This is a genomic window from Anaerolineales bacterium (assembly GCA_030583885.1).
Classification (GTDB): domain Bacteria; phylum Chloroflexota; class Anaerolineae; order Anaerolineales; family Villigracilaceae; genus Villigracilis.
In genome coordinates this window covers 2340814-2357491 of sequence record CP129480.1, presented here as the reverse complement: position 1 = coordinate 2357491, position 16678 = coordinate 2340814, and the positions used below count along the sequence as shown (strand labels likewise).

Genomic DNA, 16678 nt, shown 5'->3' with positions numbered 1-16678 from the left:
GTTGACCTTTCCCCCGCGCGCACGTATAATTTGCGCATCTGGGTTTAATCTGTCGCCGTCCCCGCCTGACCGACTGAGTCCCGTTTAGAGTGAAAATCGGGCGCTGGATCAGCTATCCACCTCGCGTTCTGGCTGAAAATATGGTTTTTCGACAGTCTCGTTGGAAGGTCTAGATTCGCGGGGCTTACTTACACAGAACAAAGACGCTATAATTTGCCTCCATTAATGTCAAGGAGTCAAAAATGGCTGAGATGAAAACGAAGGTGAACGAGGCGAGCGTCGAGGGGTTTTTGAGTAAAGTCGAAGACGAGCAGAAGCGCAAGGATAGCCTTGAGATCGTAAAGATCATGCAGCAGGTGACGAAGCAAGAGCCAAAAATGTGGGGACCTGCCATTATCGGTTTTGGCTCATATCATTACAAGTATGAAAGCGGGCGGGAAGGCGATATGCCGCAGATCGCATTCTCCCCCCGCAAACAGAACATCACGCTCTATATTGGGGTAGGCGACAACTCTGACAACCCACTGCTCAAGAAACTTGGTAAATATACAACGGCCAAGGTTTGCTTGTATATTAAGAAACTGGCAGATGTGGACAGGAACGTTTTGCAGGAACTGATCGCGGACTCATTCAAAAGGGCTCTTTGATCTGGGTACGCTTTAAGTCATCTCATATATGTCGTCCCGAGCAGATTGATGAGTGGTTGCAAAGGTTTATCGCCGCAATCACGAACCGCCAATACAGCGTGCAGCAACTGTCTTGATTGTCAAGAGCAAAAACCACTTTAAAGGGAAAAACCAGTCCGTCTCAGGCTGTCACCGTCTGCCTGAATGGGACGCGATCTCGCATCATCGCGTTCAGGATGGTTAAGAACTTTCGCATACAGGCTGTCAGCGCTACCTTCTTGACCTTGCCCCGTCTCAATAATTCCTGATACTGTGCTTTGACCATCGGGTTGTACCTCGTCGCCACCAAGGTCGACATGTACAACACACTGCGCACTTCGATCCTGCCTCCCTTCGTCTTCCGATAGCCGCGTTTCTTCCCGCTATCCGAGTTCATCGGTGCCAAGCCCACTAAAGCCGCGATCTTCTTGCGGTCCAGTTTTCCCAACTCAGGCAGTTCCGCCAGCAGGGTGGCCGCGGTTACCCGTCCCACACCCTTGGCACTGCACAGGATCTGCTCCTGTTGTTGCCAGTCTTCATGTTCTTTCATGAACCTGTCCAACTCCCCTTCCAAGCGCTTGATCTCTTCCTTCAAGACCTTGATCATCCGCTCCAACGAGCCGCGCATATCCGCATGCACCGTCCGTACACGGCTTTTTTCCGCCTTCAGCATCTCTTCCACCTGTCTGCGCCTCACCAAAAGGGCGGATACATAGCGTCCTGCCTCACTTTTGGCCTCAAACCACCTCGGTCTCACCTGTTTCCCGAACTCTGCCAGGTTGAAGGCGTCCAATTTGTCGGTCTTGGCAAGCAGCCCGCAGGCTCGCGCGTATTGTCTCACCCGCGATGGGTTGACCACTGCCACGGGCAATCCTGCCTCATACAATCCCAAGACCACGGCTCGTTGGTAGCCGCCCGTCGCTTCCACCACGATCAGTTCTGGTCCTAGCGTTTGCATTTTCTTGATCAGGCTGGCGATCCCTTTTTCATCGTTTGTGACCTGGCTTGCTTTCGTTTCCCCCAACACGGCAATGTCTAACTTCTCTTTGGCAACGGCGATCCCTACGAACTTTCCGCTACTAGTTGTCATTCCTGCCTCCGTTTTGTATAATAGACCTCTTGCATAAGTGTGCCATAATAGGCACATGAACTATAAGACAATCGCACATCTCAAAGGTAGTGACTTCAAACGGCTAACTGGCGTCCAGCGCGAAACCTTCGAGCAGATGCTCACAGTCATTGAGAAAGGGCTGCGAGACTTCGGGAGACCGCCAAAACTGAGCCGAGCCGATCAGTTGTTGATGACCTTGATGTACTGGCGAGAATATCGCACAGAATTTCATATTGCGCAATCCTATGGTGTCAGTGAAGCAACCGTTTGCCGCACCATTCGCAAGGTAGAGGAGGCCTTAGTCCGTTCAAAAAAGTTTCGTTTGCCTGGCAAAAAGGCACTTCAAGCCAGTGACACGGTGTTCGAGGTAGTGCTGGTTGATGTCAGCGAACAGCCAGTGGAACGTCCAAAAAAAGCCAAAAACGGCATTACAGTGGCAAAAAGAAGCGTCACACCCAAAAAGCGCAGGTGATGGCTGATCGAAAAAGTACCCAAATCATAACCACCGCCTTTAGTCATGGAAGCAAACACGACTTCCAACTGTTCAAAGACGATGCCTGTGAGTTCTCTGAACATCTGCGTATTCTGGCAGATGCGGGCTATCAAGGATTGATGGAGTTTCATCAGAACAGTCAAACACCCTTCAAGAAATCCAAATACCATGCTCTGACGAAACGAGAGAAACAGAGCAATCGAAGCTTGGCACGGAAACGGATTGTGATTGAGCATATATTCCGTAAGTTGAAAGTGTTTCGCATTTTGAGCGAGAGGTATCGCAATCGTAGAAAGAGATTTGCTTTGCGCTTCAACCTGATTGCTGCTATTTACAACCTTGAACTCAACTCAATTTGACTTTTGCAAGAGGTCTAATGGAGTTGAGCCCACGCTAGTATTCGGTCTTTATGACCTTGCAACTGTTCGGGCTCTACTGGCGAAACGGACATGGCGATCCTGCTGCACGACGGTCTGCTACGACCTACCCGACATCGATCTGCCATGTCCGCTTTTCATGATACTAGCCCGTCTTCGCGGGGCGAACGGCCTGACGCTGGGAACTGCCGCTGCGCGGCGTATGCACATCCCAGGCAGTTTTCTACGCCTTATCATTTTTCTGGCTGGACGGCTTCGCCGTCCCTGCCCCAGCGCAGTGCTTCGCGATCCCACTCGCGGAGTTTATCCTGAGCGAAGCCGAAGGGCTCGGGGACGATGGCGCAAACCGTTGGGCGCAACCTTGCGCAATCAAATCAAAAGGAGAGAGGATCATGGAAAAATCAATTCAATCTGTATTTCTTGCGTTTGTCTTGCTAACGGTTTTGTTGAGTGGATGCGCTCCTGCTTCTACGCCTATTCCGCCCGCCCCTACATCACCCATTGCACCTACCATACAACCTACAATTGAAACGCCCATTTCTACGCCAACGATTTTCAACGAAACTGTTACTCCTTCTTTCTTCATTCAACAACCTTACCCAACTCGCACAAAATTCACACCAGCTGAAATCTATAAACCCGAAAAGCTTGTATGGGCGATATATTATGGTTGGTATATGGATATGTTCTACCCGCGTACCTGGTCCAGTGATATTTGGACAGACCGCCCCTTGATACCCTACGAATCGGATGATCCAGACGGGATTCGGCAACATATTTTATGGGCAAAATCTGCTGGCATTGACGGGTTTCTATACGAGTGGTGCGGGGATGGGCTTGCCGGAGACGACGCTCGCACAATGGATTCCGTGTTCGAACTTGTTCTTGACATTGCCTATCACATGGACTTCAAAATAGCGGTGTATTATGACCAGTTATGCATGAACCCATTCGAAACAAAACAGGTACAGTCACAAATGGAATACCTCCTCAGGTATCGGGCTGTTCATCCAGCCTACTATTGGACGAATGGTAAGCCAGTCGTCGTTATATACTATACGACTGATCTGGAGTTGTCCGAGTGGAAAATCATTTTTGACAATCTGGAAACCGATGGGTTGCAAGCAATATACATTGGAGAGAGTTATGATCCGAATGAATTGAATGTCTTTAACGGTCTCCACCAGTACATAAATTTACCCATGAAAGATCTCCCCCAAACATATTCGGATCTCTCGCGGCAAGTACAAGCGCTTAATCGGCAAAAACCAGGCAGGGAGCATCTCTGGATCGCGACAGTCTCGCCTGGGTTTGACAACACGCCACTTGTCAACAGAAGTGATGCGGAAGAAGGCAGCATCCCGACGATTATTGATCGCCTTAATGGACAAACATATAGCACATCCTGGGATAAGGCACTTAATAGCGGTGCAGATTGGATAATTATAACTAGTTGGAACGAATGGCAAGAAAATACACATATTGAACCCAGTCAAATTTATGGCGACACTTATTTACGAATCACCAAGCAATACACTATGCAATGGAAGAGACCATAAGGAAAAAATGATATTCGCGTAGCGCCTAACACAGCGTCCACTTGACGGGGTTGTCGCCCCGCGGGTACGGTGCGCGATTTGGGAGAAATGGCGCGATAATATCGACTAGGTTTGCCAATCCGCCCCACCAGTGGCGCAAACCGTTGAGACTGTCGAAAAAGTCTCGTTCGGCGTTTCCTTGTGGAATTTGTGTAAACGCTTTTTTGATGAAACTTTTTTGATTTAATAACCGTCATAAATCACAAGGAGATTAGAAAAATGAAAAACAAGCTGATGGCTATTTCATTATTGGTATTTGTTCTTGTAGCATGTGGCACTCAACCAACACCTACTATTGAACAAACTATTTCACCTGCTTCTGTAGTTACAGCGCCGATGTCAGAGCGGATTGTTTATTACTACTTTGTGACAACAGCCGAAAATCTCCGCCCTGAAGGGAGTGTAGTAATAATGCCAGACACATACATCCTTGCGCCAACGACAACTGACTTAATATATAGCCCTGATCCAGCCGCTAACTTACGACTCGCCCTAGAAGCAGTTCTAAGTGACAGCAGGAACGGCTGGACAAGCAATAATCTGGAAATTAGCGGTGTCACTTTTAAAGACAGTCACGCAAATGTGGTATTACAAGGCGAATATTTTGGAGTAAGTGATGTCACGCTTATCGCTGCCAAAATGCAGATTCTTATGACCGTATTTGCAAATGCTTCTGTGCAGACTGCCACCATCACACTCAACGGAGATACAATTAGCAATATGGGTATCTCCATTAGCATAAATGCTAAACCTGCCGATTATGTTTTCACTCGCGCTGAAATCGAGACATTTATTAGTGAACATGCTTATGCGTCACCTTGATGTCAAACAGAATTGGTGTTCGTGACCAAGAAAAACGCCCACCGAGGTATGCAACATGTTTCTCATCGATCTTTTCAACGACTTGTTTGTATAACCACCCACAAGGAGCATCATCATGGAAGAAAGATCAGGCGCACAGATCAGCCGGAAGGCATTCCTTCAATCCGTTCTCATCCTGCTGGCATTGATCATCGTCTCAGGGATCCTCACGCTGGTCATCCCCGCGGGCGAGTACCAACGCATCGATGTGGACGGGCGCGAGACCATCCTGCCTGATTCATTCGCGATCACCGCGCGCCCCGATTACCCCATCTGGCGCTGGTTCACCGCCCCGCTCGAAGTGCTGTCAGGCCCAGACAGCCTGACCATCATCGTCATCACCGTGTTCATTCTCATGGTCGGCGTGGCGTTCGCAGTCATGGACAAAAGCGGAATTCTCAAATCCGCGCTGGCCCGCATCGTCAAACGCTTCGAGAATCAGAAGTACATACTTCTGCTCATCATCACATTTTTCTTCATGGCGCTCGGCGCGTTCTTCGGAATCTTTGAAGAAGTCGTGCCGCTCGTGCCGTTGATGATCGCGCTCGCCTACTCCCTCGGCTGGGATACGCTGACGGGCCTGGGTATGTCCATCCTCGCCACCAACATGGGCTTCTCCGCCGCCATCACCAATCCCTTCACCATCGGCGTGGCACAGGGCATTGCCAGACTGCCCGCCTTTTCGGGTTCGGGCTACCGCATCATTGTATTCATCTTCTTTTACATTCTCCTGGCAGTCTTTCTTACCCGCCACGCCCGCAAAGTGGAGGCGAACGCCAAAGCCTCGCCTGTTTATGAGGAAGAGCAAGCCACCCGCGCAAAATACAGCCATTTCACCACAAAGTCCATCGCGGATGAAAATCCGCGCACCACGCCTGCCATCATTTTCCTGCTCGTCTGCGTCGTGTTGATCTTCGCCGCGTTGTTCGCAGGTCCGTTCGTGCCCGTCATCGGCGACCTCGCGCTGCCCATCGTCGGGTTGCTGTTCCTCGTCGCAGGCATCGGGTCGGGACTGATTGCGGGCATCGGCAAAAACGCCTGGAAAGCCGCATGGGACGGACTGACGGGCATCGCGCCAGCCATTCCGCTGATTCTCATGGCGGCAAGCGTCAAATACATCATCGCTTCGGGCGGCATCCTCGATACCATTTTATTCAACGCGGCAAACGCTTTTCAAGGCACAACCCCCGTCGCCGCCGCACTGCTGATCTACGTCCTCACGCTCATCATCGAGTTCTTCGTCTCCAGCGGCTCGGCGAAAGCCTTCCTGCTCATGCCCATCATGATTCCGCTCGCGGACCTGGTCGGCGTCACACGCCAGACCACCGTGCTCGCCTACGTCTTCGGCGACGGCTTCTCCAACCTCGCCTACCCCACCAACCCCGTCCTGCTCATCTGCCTCGGCCTGACCGCCGTCACCTACACCAAATGGATACGCTGGGTGATGGGCTTGTGGATCTGGGTCATCCTGGCCTCGCTGGGGTTCCTTGCCATTGCCGTGATGATTCAATACGGACCGTTCTAAATGCTGGACATCCCCGCAACCTACGAATCCTCGCGCGAGAGATTCCGCTCCCTGCCCGCCTCTTTCCCGGACCATTGGCCTGATTCTCGATTAACCAGCATTCCTCTCGCTGACGATTCTGACTTAACCATCGACGTCATCCGCGCAGACGCAACACGCGAAAAACAAAGGTTGTTTATCCTGACCACTGGCTTGCATGGCATTGAAGGCTACGTCGGCGCGGGCGTGATACAGCTCTTCATCGAAGAATATCTGCCGCACTTCGACTCGGGAACGACGGGCGTCGTGATCGTCCATCCCATCAATGCATACGGGATGAAACACCGCATGCGCGTCAACAAAAACAACGTGGATTTGAACCGCAGTTTCAATGAAGATTATGGCGGTCTAAAATCGATCAACCCCGATTACGAATCATTAAATTTTCTGCTCAACCCCGCGCGCCCGCTCAAGAGTCCATTTTATGAAAAAGCCGCGTTCTTATGGAATGTGTTAAAGGCACTGCCCAAAGGTGTCCGCCACATCCGTGAGACGGCATTGATGGGACAATACCGCGTCCATGATGGGATGTCTTTCGGTGGTTTTGAGTTACAGGAAGAAACCAAAGCCATGCTGGGGCTTCTCGAAACCGCCGTGAGTGGCTATGCGCAAATCCTTTTTCTGGATGTTCACACGGGCTACGGTCCGCGCTGGCAGATGACGCTGCTGAATCCTCCGACAGAGAGGATGACTGCCGCAGAAACAGAGAGCAGGTTCAAAGTCCCGCTCGTGGCGGGGGTAAATCCAGAGGAGTTTTATTCCATTAATGGGGATATGCTCGAATATTTCTGTAATATGATTAAGGCGAATTATCCTGAAAAAACGTATTACGCGGGCGCGTTCGAGTTTGGGACGTATGGCGATTCACTCTGGCAGGGCATACACAGCCTGCGGACTACGGTGCTGGAGAATGCACTGCGCTGGTTCGGCGGCAGCGATGCGGCACGCGCATGGATGAAACGCGAGTATGACGAGTTGTTTTTGCCCTCGGAACCGAAGTGGCGCGAGAAGGCCTCACATAATGCACGGGTCGCGTTCGATGGGATCTTCGGCGCAGAGGGCTTTCTCGAACATTCAACATAAACGGTTACTCATAATTTCATATCATGCGTGGATTATAATCACCACATGCAGGGCAAAAATCTGGGTGCGATTCGTTCCGTGCGCGGCAGTGAGGTGGGTATGTTCTTCCCAAAGCGCCTGCCGGACATCTACTCCAGGCTGGTCACGGGGAATGACTCTCCTACAGATCGTACGCACTGAAAGATTTGGCGAATTGCGAGGCGAAGAAAATGGCCATCGGTCAGCGGGCAGGCTCGAGGTTGGAAGAGGCGGGCAGTTCCTTTGAAAGTTTATTCCCTGTCCCCAGTTCAGTGGATGGAATCAATCCAGCAGTGCGGTCGCTTTTATTGGAAATTTACACCTTGCGCGAACGCGATGCAGTGGATAAGGTTATTTTGTATTACAACCATCCAATCTCAGGTTCGGCATATCGATCGGTGTGCAAGCAGTTGGTGCCGGTGGACATGAGCCTGTTTAGCACGCCCGTGCGGGAAATCAGCCCATCCAGAAGCCTGCCGATGTACACAATGGATCGGGAACGGTTATTGTCTCGGCTGGTCAGCCAGTATCTGTTTGCACAGCTGTACCGCGCATATGCTGAATCATTGGCAAGCGAAAACGCCAGCATCGTCTAATGACGATGCAAGCCGCGGAGAAAAATATCGAGGAGCGGTCGGACGAATTGAACGCTGTTTATCATGGACAACGACAGGACGCGATTACCAGCGAACTGCTGGATATCGTCTCCGGGGTGGAGGCACTGGGGGATTAGGATACAGCTTTCACAAGCAATCTCCTCAAAACCTGTTCAGACAATGTCAAAATTCTATTTTGCTATCCGTAGTTTTTGCCTGACAAAGGCCGCCTGAAACATGCGGTCAAAGAAGACCTTGTAGCCGCCCGGGTCGTACAGGATCATGTAATCTGCAGGACCATATTCCTCCGGCTTGAACATGATGCCACCGTTCGGGTTGATCTCCAAAATATATAATTCGCCTTTTTCGTTCATGCGGATGTCGCAACGGCCATAGCCCACACCGTCCATGGCCAGGTACATCCTGCCGGCGATATCCTGCAGACGCGATACCAGTTCGGGGTCGGTGACCTGTTTGAAATCGAATGGAACGTCATAGTTCCATTTCACGTCCACGTGCCAGAATTCTTCGCCGGGGGGGAAGACCAGTTCCGCCGGCGGGTACGCAATGGGTTTGCCAAGATCATCGGGGTTATCCATCACCAGCACATTATATTCCTTGCCGACAATGAATTCCTCCATGCGCGCCGCACCAAATTCGGAGCAGATCCGCTCCACTTGAATCAATAACTGTTCGGGGGTATCCACCCGCGATTCTTTTATCATCCCCGTGCTGCCGTAGCTTTTTGGATGTTTTATCATGATCGGATAACGCAAATTCCCGACCAGTGACCCGGCCTGATCCACGCTCTTGACACGATAACCTTTTGCGAAACTGATCCCATTTGCATCAGCCGCCGCCTGCATTTCCTCGCGGGTGGGGTCAAAGAATTTTGAATCCGCACCAGTGAAAGGCAGGTTGAGGAACTCCAGCGCCTTGACAACATCCACGCCTTCGTAGCCGTGCTCATCACTGTAGTCATTATCATATCCCTCGCACAGGTTCAGGTACACATCGAACTCCCTGCGCGCCTCCAGCGAACGGAGCACATCCATCAACGGCTCAGACATGGTCACCATTTCCCAGTCATAACCATCCATGAATGGGGCCGGGTTGAAATCGGAGAGTTCTTCATCTGAAAGAATGCAAATACGCATAGGGTCACCTCTTTTATAACAGGCATTATCATATAAAAGCAGTTTTCATACAATACTTTTTGGGAGGAAAAAATTCAGCGTGTCGTCGTCACCTTGCGGATACTACGGGGATGCTCCGGGTTATATCCCTTTGCCTGGGTGAGATGGTAGGCAAACAACTGTGCCGGGAGAATACACACCAGGGGTGACAGCCATTCAGGCACATCTGCGGGAATGGGCAGCGGAACCTGTGCCAGCCCCAGCGCACGCTTGTCGTTCGAGATCACGACCAATTCAGCTGCAATATCCGAACGCAGGCGCGTGAGCATCTCCAGCATCGAAATGAACACCTGCCCCCTTGGAGAGACCGCAAAGACAGGATATCCACTCTCCATCATTGCAATTGGTCCATGCGCAAAGTCAGCGGACGAATACGGCTCGGCAATGATATAGGTCAGTTCTTTTAGTTTCAACGCCCATTCGAATGCAGTCGAATAGTTATAGCCGCGCCCCAGCACAACGGTCTGGTCCATGTAGCGGTAACGCTGGGCGGTGTCCTCAATGAAGGGATCCTGCTTCAATGCGGTTTTCATCCAGCGCGGCACCTCGCTCAGATCCTCCCATAGTGATTTGCCTCCGTTCAATGCGGCAGAAAGCATGGCAATCGACATCAACTGGGTAGTATAGGTTTTGGTCGCGGCAACTGCCCGCTCAGGACCCGCCTGAATATCCAGAACAAAGTCCGAGGTCCGTGCAAGCGGCGAACGGGGTTCGTTCGTGATGGAAAGCGTCAGACATCCCTGCCTTCTGCCCTCCTCCAATACGCTGACAATGTCGGGCGATTTGCCCGATTGCGAAACGCCTATCACCAGAGCATTTTTCAATTTCGGCGGACGCTTGTAAAACGTGAATAGCGAAGGCGTCGCCAGCGCAAGCGGAAGTCGGTTCAATGCTCCAAGCAGATAATTGGCATATCGTCCCGCATTGTCAGAAGTCCCGCGCGCAGCAAGAAACACATATTGAATATCGCGCTTTTGGATCTCAGACGCAATCCGTTCAACGGTTTTCCGATGGGAGGATAATAGATGTTTGATTCTTTCAGGCTGTTCAAATATTTCAGAATAAAGGGTCATGATTTCTTTAACTATACCATCTGGGATGAATAACCCGCTTCATACAGGCCCGGAATTGATACCGGCAAATGACCAGCCATCTCCCCGTGACCAAAAAGTGCCCGCGCCGCCGCCCGCATGGACGGTTCCAAAATGCTGTACACACAAACAAATGTGGAAGCCTCGGGAAAGGCCATTAAATCATAAGGCAGACGCATGGAAACCACAATGGTCGGAATGCCAGTTTGTAATACACTGCGGACGAACTCCGCCTGTTTTTCCTCGGCATAGGCATTGATCGTGCCAATTACGATCAAATCGTATTCCTGCGCCTGATTGATAATGGATGCCTGTTCCTGCTCATTTGTTGATAGAGAAATAACGAATTCATCCACACGAGGATGATAGGCGTGGATGGAGTCTGCAAGTTTTGGCATCACGTATGAGGAAGTGTCCGCTGGCGTGAGGTCTTGCGGCGCCGGGATAACCACCGCGATCCTTTTATCAGATTCAAGCCTGATCGGCAGCAACCTAGAGTGATCGCGCACCAGGGTAATGGACTTTTCAGCGATCTCATCTGCAATTTTCTTATGCACTGCACTTTGAATCACATCCAACTCCGGCGCGGGAGGCTGCCCACACAACCATTTTTTCAACTGCGCTATTCGGGCAATAGAGGCATTCAATTCGTCCATGCCAAATTTACCTGTCTGTACGGCATTCAGCAAGGATTCGTACACTCGTGTTTGATCCAATGGATCGCTGGTGACGAGCAGAAGGTCGGCGCCTGCTTTTGCAGCGCGGAGCGCATCCTCGCGAAGCAACTCTCCCTGGTGGATGGCGCGCATGTCCAATGCATCTGTGATGACAACGCCGGAAAAACCAAGTTCGCGGCGCAATAATCCATTAATGATATTGGGAGATAAAGTGGCTGGAGGAGCGCCGGGACCATCCACAGAAAGGATGCCGAGGTGTGCGGTCATCACCAGTTTGACATCCGCTTTCAGGGCGGCAATGAACGGGGGCAATTCCACAACGCCGAGTCTTTCCATCGAGTGCGGAACAGTTGCCAGTCCGAGATGTGAATCGCTGGCAGTATCCCCATGACCGGGAAAATGCTTGACGGTCGCCGCGACGCCCTGGGATTGAATCCCTTCGATCATGGCGGCAGCCAGTTCCCCAACCAGAATCGGGTCTTCGCCAAAGGACCGCGTGCCAACAACCGGATTTTGCGGATTGACGTTCACATCGGCACAGGGCGCGTAATTGACATTGATCCCCAAGGCGGACATCTCGCGCCCCAAGACTTCGCCAGCTTTGCGTGCCAGTCCCTTGGAGCGCGCTGCGCCGAGCGCCATGTTGCCGGGAAGCTGCGTGCCATCACCAACCGCCATCAATTGTCCACCTTCCTGATCAGTGGCGATGATCAATGGAGGCAGGTCGAATTCACGAGCGAGACGTTGAAGCGATGCATTCAACTCCCTGATCTGGGGAAGAGTCCCCATGTTCAGACTTCGAAAAAGTGAAACCCCACCCGGATGATATTTTTTAAATGCGTTTACGATCTCAGGCGAAGGTTTCTCCCTGCCATGGAATGCAAATAAAAGTTTTTGTCCTATTGAACGTTCGATATCCACATTAACCTTTTAACCCTGAAACCACAACACTTTCAAGAATGAAGCGTTGGGCAAAAAAGAACACGACGATCAAGGGCACGGTGGTTAACACGGCGGCAGTCATGATGGTGGGCCATTGCTGAACCGTGCTATTGATGTTGTAAAGTGTGGACACATAAACAGGCAGGGTATATAAGTCGACAGTTTGCAGATACATCAATGGGGTGAGCAGGCTATTCCACAAGCCTACAAAAAGAAAAGTGGCAACAGTAGCAAGGGGGGCTTTCACAAGCGGCAGGACGATCTCCCACCATATCTGGATATGATTCGCCCCATCCACAAAAGCAGATTCATCCAATTCCTTTGGGATTTGCGCCATAGCCTGCCGCAGGAGAAAGATCATTGCCGCGCCGCCGGCAAAATAGCCGGGAATGATCAGAGGATTAAAAGTGCCGATCCATTTTAGTTTATTGAAGAAAACATATTGAGGGACGATCAAGGCCTGCGGAGGAATCATCATGGTGGAAAGCATGAGGAAGAATACGATATTCCGCCCCGGCCATTCAATCCGGCTGAAAGCGTAGGATACCGCCGCAATGGAAATGAGAGTCCCTGCCAGTGCCAGAGTGACGTAAAAAACAGAATTAAAATAAGCACGCAGGAAATTCTGGTTTTGGAAAATTCCGATGTACGCCTCCCAGGTGGGATTATTTGGAATCCAGACGATGCCGGGAGAATTCGTCTCCTGTAATGTTTTCAGGGAGGATGAGATCATCCAAAACAGCGGAAAGGACATCAATACCGTCGCGCCTGTGAGGAGGACGTAAAGGATTGTACTTTTAAGCATGGATGTGTGTCGTTTCATTTTGCCTTTCCTAATAAATCTCATAGGTCACCCAGCGATCCTGTACCCTGAACTGGACCACCGTAACGATAAAAATGATCACAAGAATTACCCAGGAGATGGCGGATCCATAGCCTATTTCAAAATGACTGAAACTCTTTTGCCATAAATAGTAGACCATTGATATTGTCGATGAAACAATCGGCTGATTATCACGATAGAGGACAAAGATCGGTTCGAAAATTTGAAGCGAACTGATCAATCCCACAATAAGGTTATAAAAAATATATGGGGACAGGAGCGGGAAGGAAACTTTCCAGAAGCGTTGCCAGGCTGAGGCACCGTCCACTTCGGCGGCTTCGTGCAGTTCCCTGGGGATATTATTCAAACCAGCCAGGAAGATCAACATCATGGTACCGCACCCCCAGATCATCAACAAAATCACGGACATCTTTGTCCATAACGGGCTTTGCACCCAGAGAGGTACACGGTTTTCGACAGGAAAGCCTGCTTCAAGTACCTTGATCATTAAATTGAATTTTCCCGTATTGATCCCAAGGAAGAAGGACGTGATGATCTCCTGTACGAAAATCAGCGCGCGGGTCACGTAGCCAAACGGCGGAAAGGAAGACGAAAGCGCACGAATAATCTGGTTGATAATACCCGTGCCCGTATTCAGCATCAAACGCCAGCATAGAAGTACGGCAGTATTGAAACCAAGAATGACAGGCAGGTAAAACGCCATGCGAAAGATGCGTTCGCCGCGCATCTTTTGGTTGAGCATGACCGCCAGAAATAACGCAACTCCCATCTGCAGAGGCAGTCCGATCACGGTCAAATAAAGCGTGTTCACAATGGAGGCGCGGAAGCCTGCATCTTTAAATAGGATATTGTAATAATTTTCAATTCCCACCCAGTTCGCGGGATCACGTGATGTGACCCGATAATCGGTAAAACTCCAATAAAGGGAAAAAAACAGAGGGATGATGACAAAGATCGCAAAACCCACGATCCAGGGAGCGGCAAACAGATACCCTGCAAAGGTATCTTCCTGATAACTACGGGGCGCGCCGCGTAATTTTACGATAAAGCGGGCAAGGAAACCCAATCCATAGCTGCTTGTGATAATAAAGATGACCGTCAAAAAGACAGTGACCAGCACATTAAGATATGGATTGCCAGGCATCGCTTGCTCCTCCAAATCACAAAGAAAGGGTTGGGCAGGAAGATCCCTGCCCAACCCTGACATAATGGGGTCTACTGACCGAGAGCAGTCGCATATTCCGACTGAATCCGGGCAATTACTTCTTCTGGAGTGAGTTCTTCGGTGATCAATTTACCGAGAGCATCCTGCATGATGGTGGAAAGCTTGGCGGCTTCCTTGATGCCGGCAAAGCCAACACCATATTCAGCGGCTAATTCAGCTTCGCGTTGGAGCTGTGGGGAATCTGTTACGTACCCATATTGTGCATCATTGCGGGCAGGGATCAAGCCCATGGTCTCGTTCCATTTATGATTGGCTTCCTTGCTGAATGCCATCTTCAACCATTCAGCGGCAAGTTCCTTGTTCGGGCTGTAGTCAGCAACCGCCAGCCAGTCATTGAAGGCAAGCACAACTGGGCGGCTGTTGGGGAAGTTGGCGGGATCGCCATAGAAAGGCTCAATGGTGATTTTATCCCAGATCGGGCGGTCAAAAGCGGGGGCAGCCCAGCCTGAGTGAGCGAGACATACAGCGCCGTTATCGTTACCAGTGGCATCGTCGACGTCTATAACAGAACCCTGTCCAGTGGGGAGAGAGCCAACCGCATTTGCAGCATCACCATAGGTAGCCTGGCGCATATCAAACAGGAATTGGGTCGCCGCCAGAGCTTCAGGGGAATCGAAGTTGGGGGAGCCATCCGCTTTGTAGAGTTCGCCGCCGAGAGAGTAGTACACCAGCAGCCACCATTGCCAATCTGCCATCGAACCAGCATCCACAGGGACGAGCGCCTGTTGAGTTAATGAATTGGTGGCGGGATCGATCACAGAAGCCTGCGAGGCGAAGGAGGTCCAGTCTGCAAAGTTCTTGGGTGTGCCGGCAGTCCAACCAGCCGCTTCCATCAAGTCAGTACGGCAGAACACGTAACGCGGAGCGGTGAAGATCGGAAGACCGCGCAATTTGCCTTCAAACTTGGCATTTTCGAGAGCGGGACCAAAATTGGAAATTTCATCCCATGCGCCTTCGCCAAGATAGGGATCCATGTCCGCAAGGCTTTCACCATAGAGGGTGTTCATTTCAGAACCGAGATTGATGATATCAGGGCCTTCGCCAGCGGCAAAGAAACCGCTGAAGGTGGTATCCCATCCGGACCATGAGCCTTCTGTAATCTCAACCTTCACCCCAGGATTAGCCGCTTCAAAAGCCGGGTTAATTTCACTATTGAGCCATGCAATCGTATCCGGAGTGTAATCGAGCAGATAGATCTTCAAGGTTGTGGATTGACCTGAGGTGGAAGGTGCTGAAGTGGCCGCGGCGGATGCATCACCAGCTGCAGGCGCTTCGGTGGCAGGAGCCGGGGAGCCGCAGGCAGTCAAAACAAGGCTGGCCAAAACCAAAACAGACAACAAACCTAACAGTTTCTTATTCATCTTTCTTCTCCTTATTGTATTTTGAGAACAGGTATCCAAACTCATATCTCGATACAGGAATGTCTTGTCTCCTCATCCTCCTTTCTTTCGGATGATTGAAATATTCCCAGGAAATGTTTAGCTCATCCGCTTGATACGTTCACCTACATCCTGTGCAAAGCGCTGGATAAACTCCTGTGTAAATTGCGCGGGGTCTTTTTGAGCATCGTTCATCAAGGAAGTCATATCCATCGCATAGGACAACCCGGTCGTTATATCCACGCCGTGCGATTCGAAATAGGTCGCATTGGCACGGCGGCGCCCCATCGAAGCGAGGTCGTAACGCTTTCCCCCGGCGATCTGCGAATCGAAGACGCCCAGCAGGGCAAGTTGCAGATTTTCATGATCGGACAGATTCATCAAGACCTTGTCCGCATCCACCATCCAGTCCAATGCGCGCCAGACCTCACAGCCGACGACTCGTTCCGGACGTTCAGCCTGCCCCAGCCTCCGAACGGCTTCGATCACCCGCAGAGCGACCGCCACATGCGTATCGTGTTTGTCCGCAAGATTGTGGGTGTACACAAAGTGCGGTCTTGCCGCGCGCAGGATTCTGACCATATCCTCGACGGGCTCGCTTCTGGAACCCTCCTTGACGATTTTGCTTGGATAATCCAGCATCGCCAGCGCGGAGAACTCGCCCACATATGCAGCCTTGCGCTGTTCCTTGAAACGCGTCAGGCGCATTTCATCATCGCTGTACTCATCATAGATACCCTTGCGCGGAGAGCCGCGTCCGTCCGTGACGACCACGCCCGTAAACCACTTATCCCTCCGTTGAAAGCACTCAAATATTGGCTGCGCAGCCATGATCTCGATATCATCCTGATGGGCGGAAAAGCACAAATGCGTGGTGCGTGAAAGCGCTGTTTTGGTATTTTCGCCATCCGGCATGTAAATTTCAGCAGTGTCGAGGTGAAGCTTCATTCATCAATTC

At 51.0% G+C, this 16678-nt stretch carries 17 protein-coding genes; 9 read left to right on the top strand and 8 right to left on the bottom strand.

Going from position 1 to position 16678, the window contains the following annotated elements:
* Window positions 1-242 precede the first annotated feature (242 nt).
* Entirely contained in the window at window positions 243-647 is a 405-nt protein-coding gene (locus QY332_11800) for a DUF1801 domain-containing protein (GenBank protein ID WKZ34295.1), read from the top strand.
* 160 nt (window positions 648-807) lie between these two features.
* Here the strand turns inward: QY332_11800 and QY332_11795 are convergent, their stop codons facing one another.
* The gene (locus QY332_11795; GenBank protein ID WKZ34294.1) at window positions 808-1755 is read right to left on the bottom strand and encodes an IS110 family transposase; all 948 of its coding nucleotides are present in this window, start codon (window positions 1753-1755) and stop codon (window positions 808-810) included.
* A gap of 55 nt (window positions 1756-1810) precedes the next feature.
* Between QY332_11795 and QY332_11790 the strand changes: the two genes are divergently transcribed.
* From QY332_11790 to QY332_11755, 8 genes are all read left to right on the top strand, one after another.
* Window positions 1811-2628, top strand: a protein-coding gene (locus QY332_11790; protein ID WKZ34293.1) for an IS5 family transposase whose coding sequence is annotated in 2 segments (ribosomal slippage) — window positions 1811-2192 and window positions 2192-2628 — 819 coding nt in all. Because the reading frame shifts where the segments join, the coding sequence is not laid out codon by codon here.
* A 410-nt stretch (window positions 2629-3038) separates the two neighbouring features.
* Complete coding sequence (locus QY332_11785) at window positions 3039-4205, top strand: glycoside hydrolase family 99-like domain-containing protein (protein ID WKZ34292.1); 1167 nt, start codon at window positions 3039-3041, stop codon at window positions 4203-4205.
* A 258-nt stretch (window positions 4206-4463) separates the two neighbouring features.
* Window positions 4464-5066, top strand: coding sequence for a hypothetical protein (locus QY332_11780; GenBank protein WKZ34291.1), 603 nt, complete (start codon window positions 4464-4466; stop codon window positions 5064-5066).
* Between the two features lie 115 nt (window positions 5067-5181).
* Window positions 5182-6630, top strand: a complete 1449-nt coding sequence (locus tag QY332_11775) for an AbgT family transporter (GenBank protein ID WKZ34290.1) — start codon at window positions 5182-5184, stop codon at window positions 6628-6630.
* A complete protein-coding gene (locus QY332_11770) occupies window positions 6631-7752 on the top strand; it encodes a M14 family metallopeptidase (protein WKZ34289.1) in 1122 nt (373 codons plus the stop codon).
* 45 nt (window positions 7753-7797) lie between these two features.
* The gene (locus tag QY332_11765) at window positions 7798-7932 is read left to right on the top strand and encodes a hypothetical protein (GenBank protein WKZ34288.1); all 135 of its coding nucleotides are present in this window, start codon (window positions 7798-7800) and stop codon (window positions 7930-7932) included.
* A 29-nt stretch (window positions 7933-7961) separates the two neighbouring features.
* The gene (locus QY332_11760) at window positions 7962-8366 is read left to right on the top strand and encodes a F0F1 ATP synthase subunit gamma (protein ID WKZ34287.1); all 405 of its coding nucleotides are present in this window, start codon (window positions 7962-7964) and stop codon (window positions 8364-8366) included.
* Window positions 8366-8503, top strand: coding sequence for a F0F1 ATP synthase subunit gamma (locus QY332_11755; GenBank protein WKZ34286.1), 138 nt, complete (start codon window positions 8366-8368; stop codon window positions 8501-8503). The genes QY332_11760 and QY332_11755 overlap by 1 nt, the downstream gene beginning before the upstream one ends.
* A gap of 54 nt (window positions 8504-8557) precedes the next feature.
* On the opposite strand, the gene QY332_11750 is transcribed toward QY332_11755, so the two are convergent.
* The 7 genes from QY332_11750 to QY332_11720 all read right to left on the bottom strand — a co-directional run bounded on the left by QY332_11750 (window position 8558) and on the right by QY332_11720 (window position 16668).
* Complete coding sequence (locus QY332_11750) at window positions 8558-9523, bottom strand: hypothetical protein (GenBank protein ID WKZ34285.1); 966 nt, start codon at window positions 9521-9523, stop codon at window positions 8558-8560.
* Between the two features lie 74 nt (window positions 9524-9597).
* A complete protein-coding gene (locus tag QY332_11745; GenBank protein ID WKZ34284.1) occupies window positions 9598-10635 on the bottom strand; it encodes an SIS domain-containing protein in 1038 nt (345 codons plus the stop codon).
* An 11-nt stretch (window positions 10636-10646) separates the two neighbouring features.
* On the bottom strand, window positions 10647-12251 hold the full coding sequence (locus QY332_11740; GenBank protein WKZ34283.1) for a glycoside hydrolase family 3 N-terminal domain-containing protein: 1605 nt from the start codon (window positions 12249-12251) through the stop codon (window positions 10647-10649).
* Between the two features lies 1 nt (window position 12252).
* Entirely contained in the window at window positions 12253-13095 is an 843-nt protein-coding gene (locus QY332_11735; protein ID WKZ34282.1) for a carbohydrate ABC transporter permease, read from the bottom strand.
* Window positions 13096-13105: 10 nt separating this feature from the next.
* The gene (locus tag QY332_11730) at window positions 13106-14260 is read right to left on the bottom strand and encodes a sugar ABC transporter permease (GenBank protein ID WKZ34281.1); all 1155 of its coding nucleotides are present in this window, start codon (window positions 14258-14260) and stop codon (window positions 13106-13108) included.
* Window positions 14261-14331: 71 nt separating this feature from the next.
* Window positions 14332-15702, bottom strand: coding sequence for an extracellular solute-binding protein (locus QY332_11725; protein ID WKZ34280.1), 1371 nt, complete (start codon window positions 15700-15702; stop codon window positions 14332-14334).
* A 117-nt stretch (window positions 15703-15819) separates the two neighbouring features.
* Window positions 15820-16668, bottom strand: coding sequence for a PIG-L family deacetylase (locus QY332_11720; protein WKZ34279.1), 849 nt, complete (start codon window positions 16666-16668; stop codon window positions 15820-15822).
* Window positions 16669-16678 lie beyond the last annotated feature (10 nt).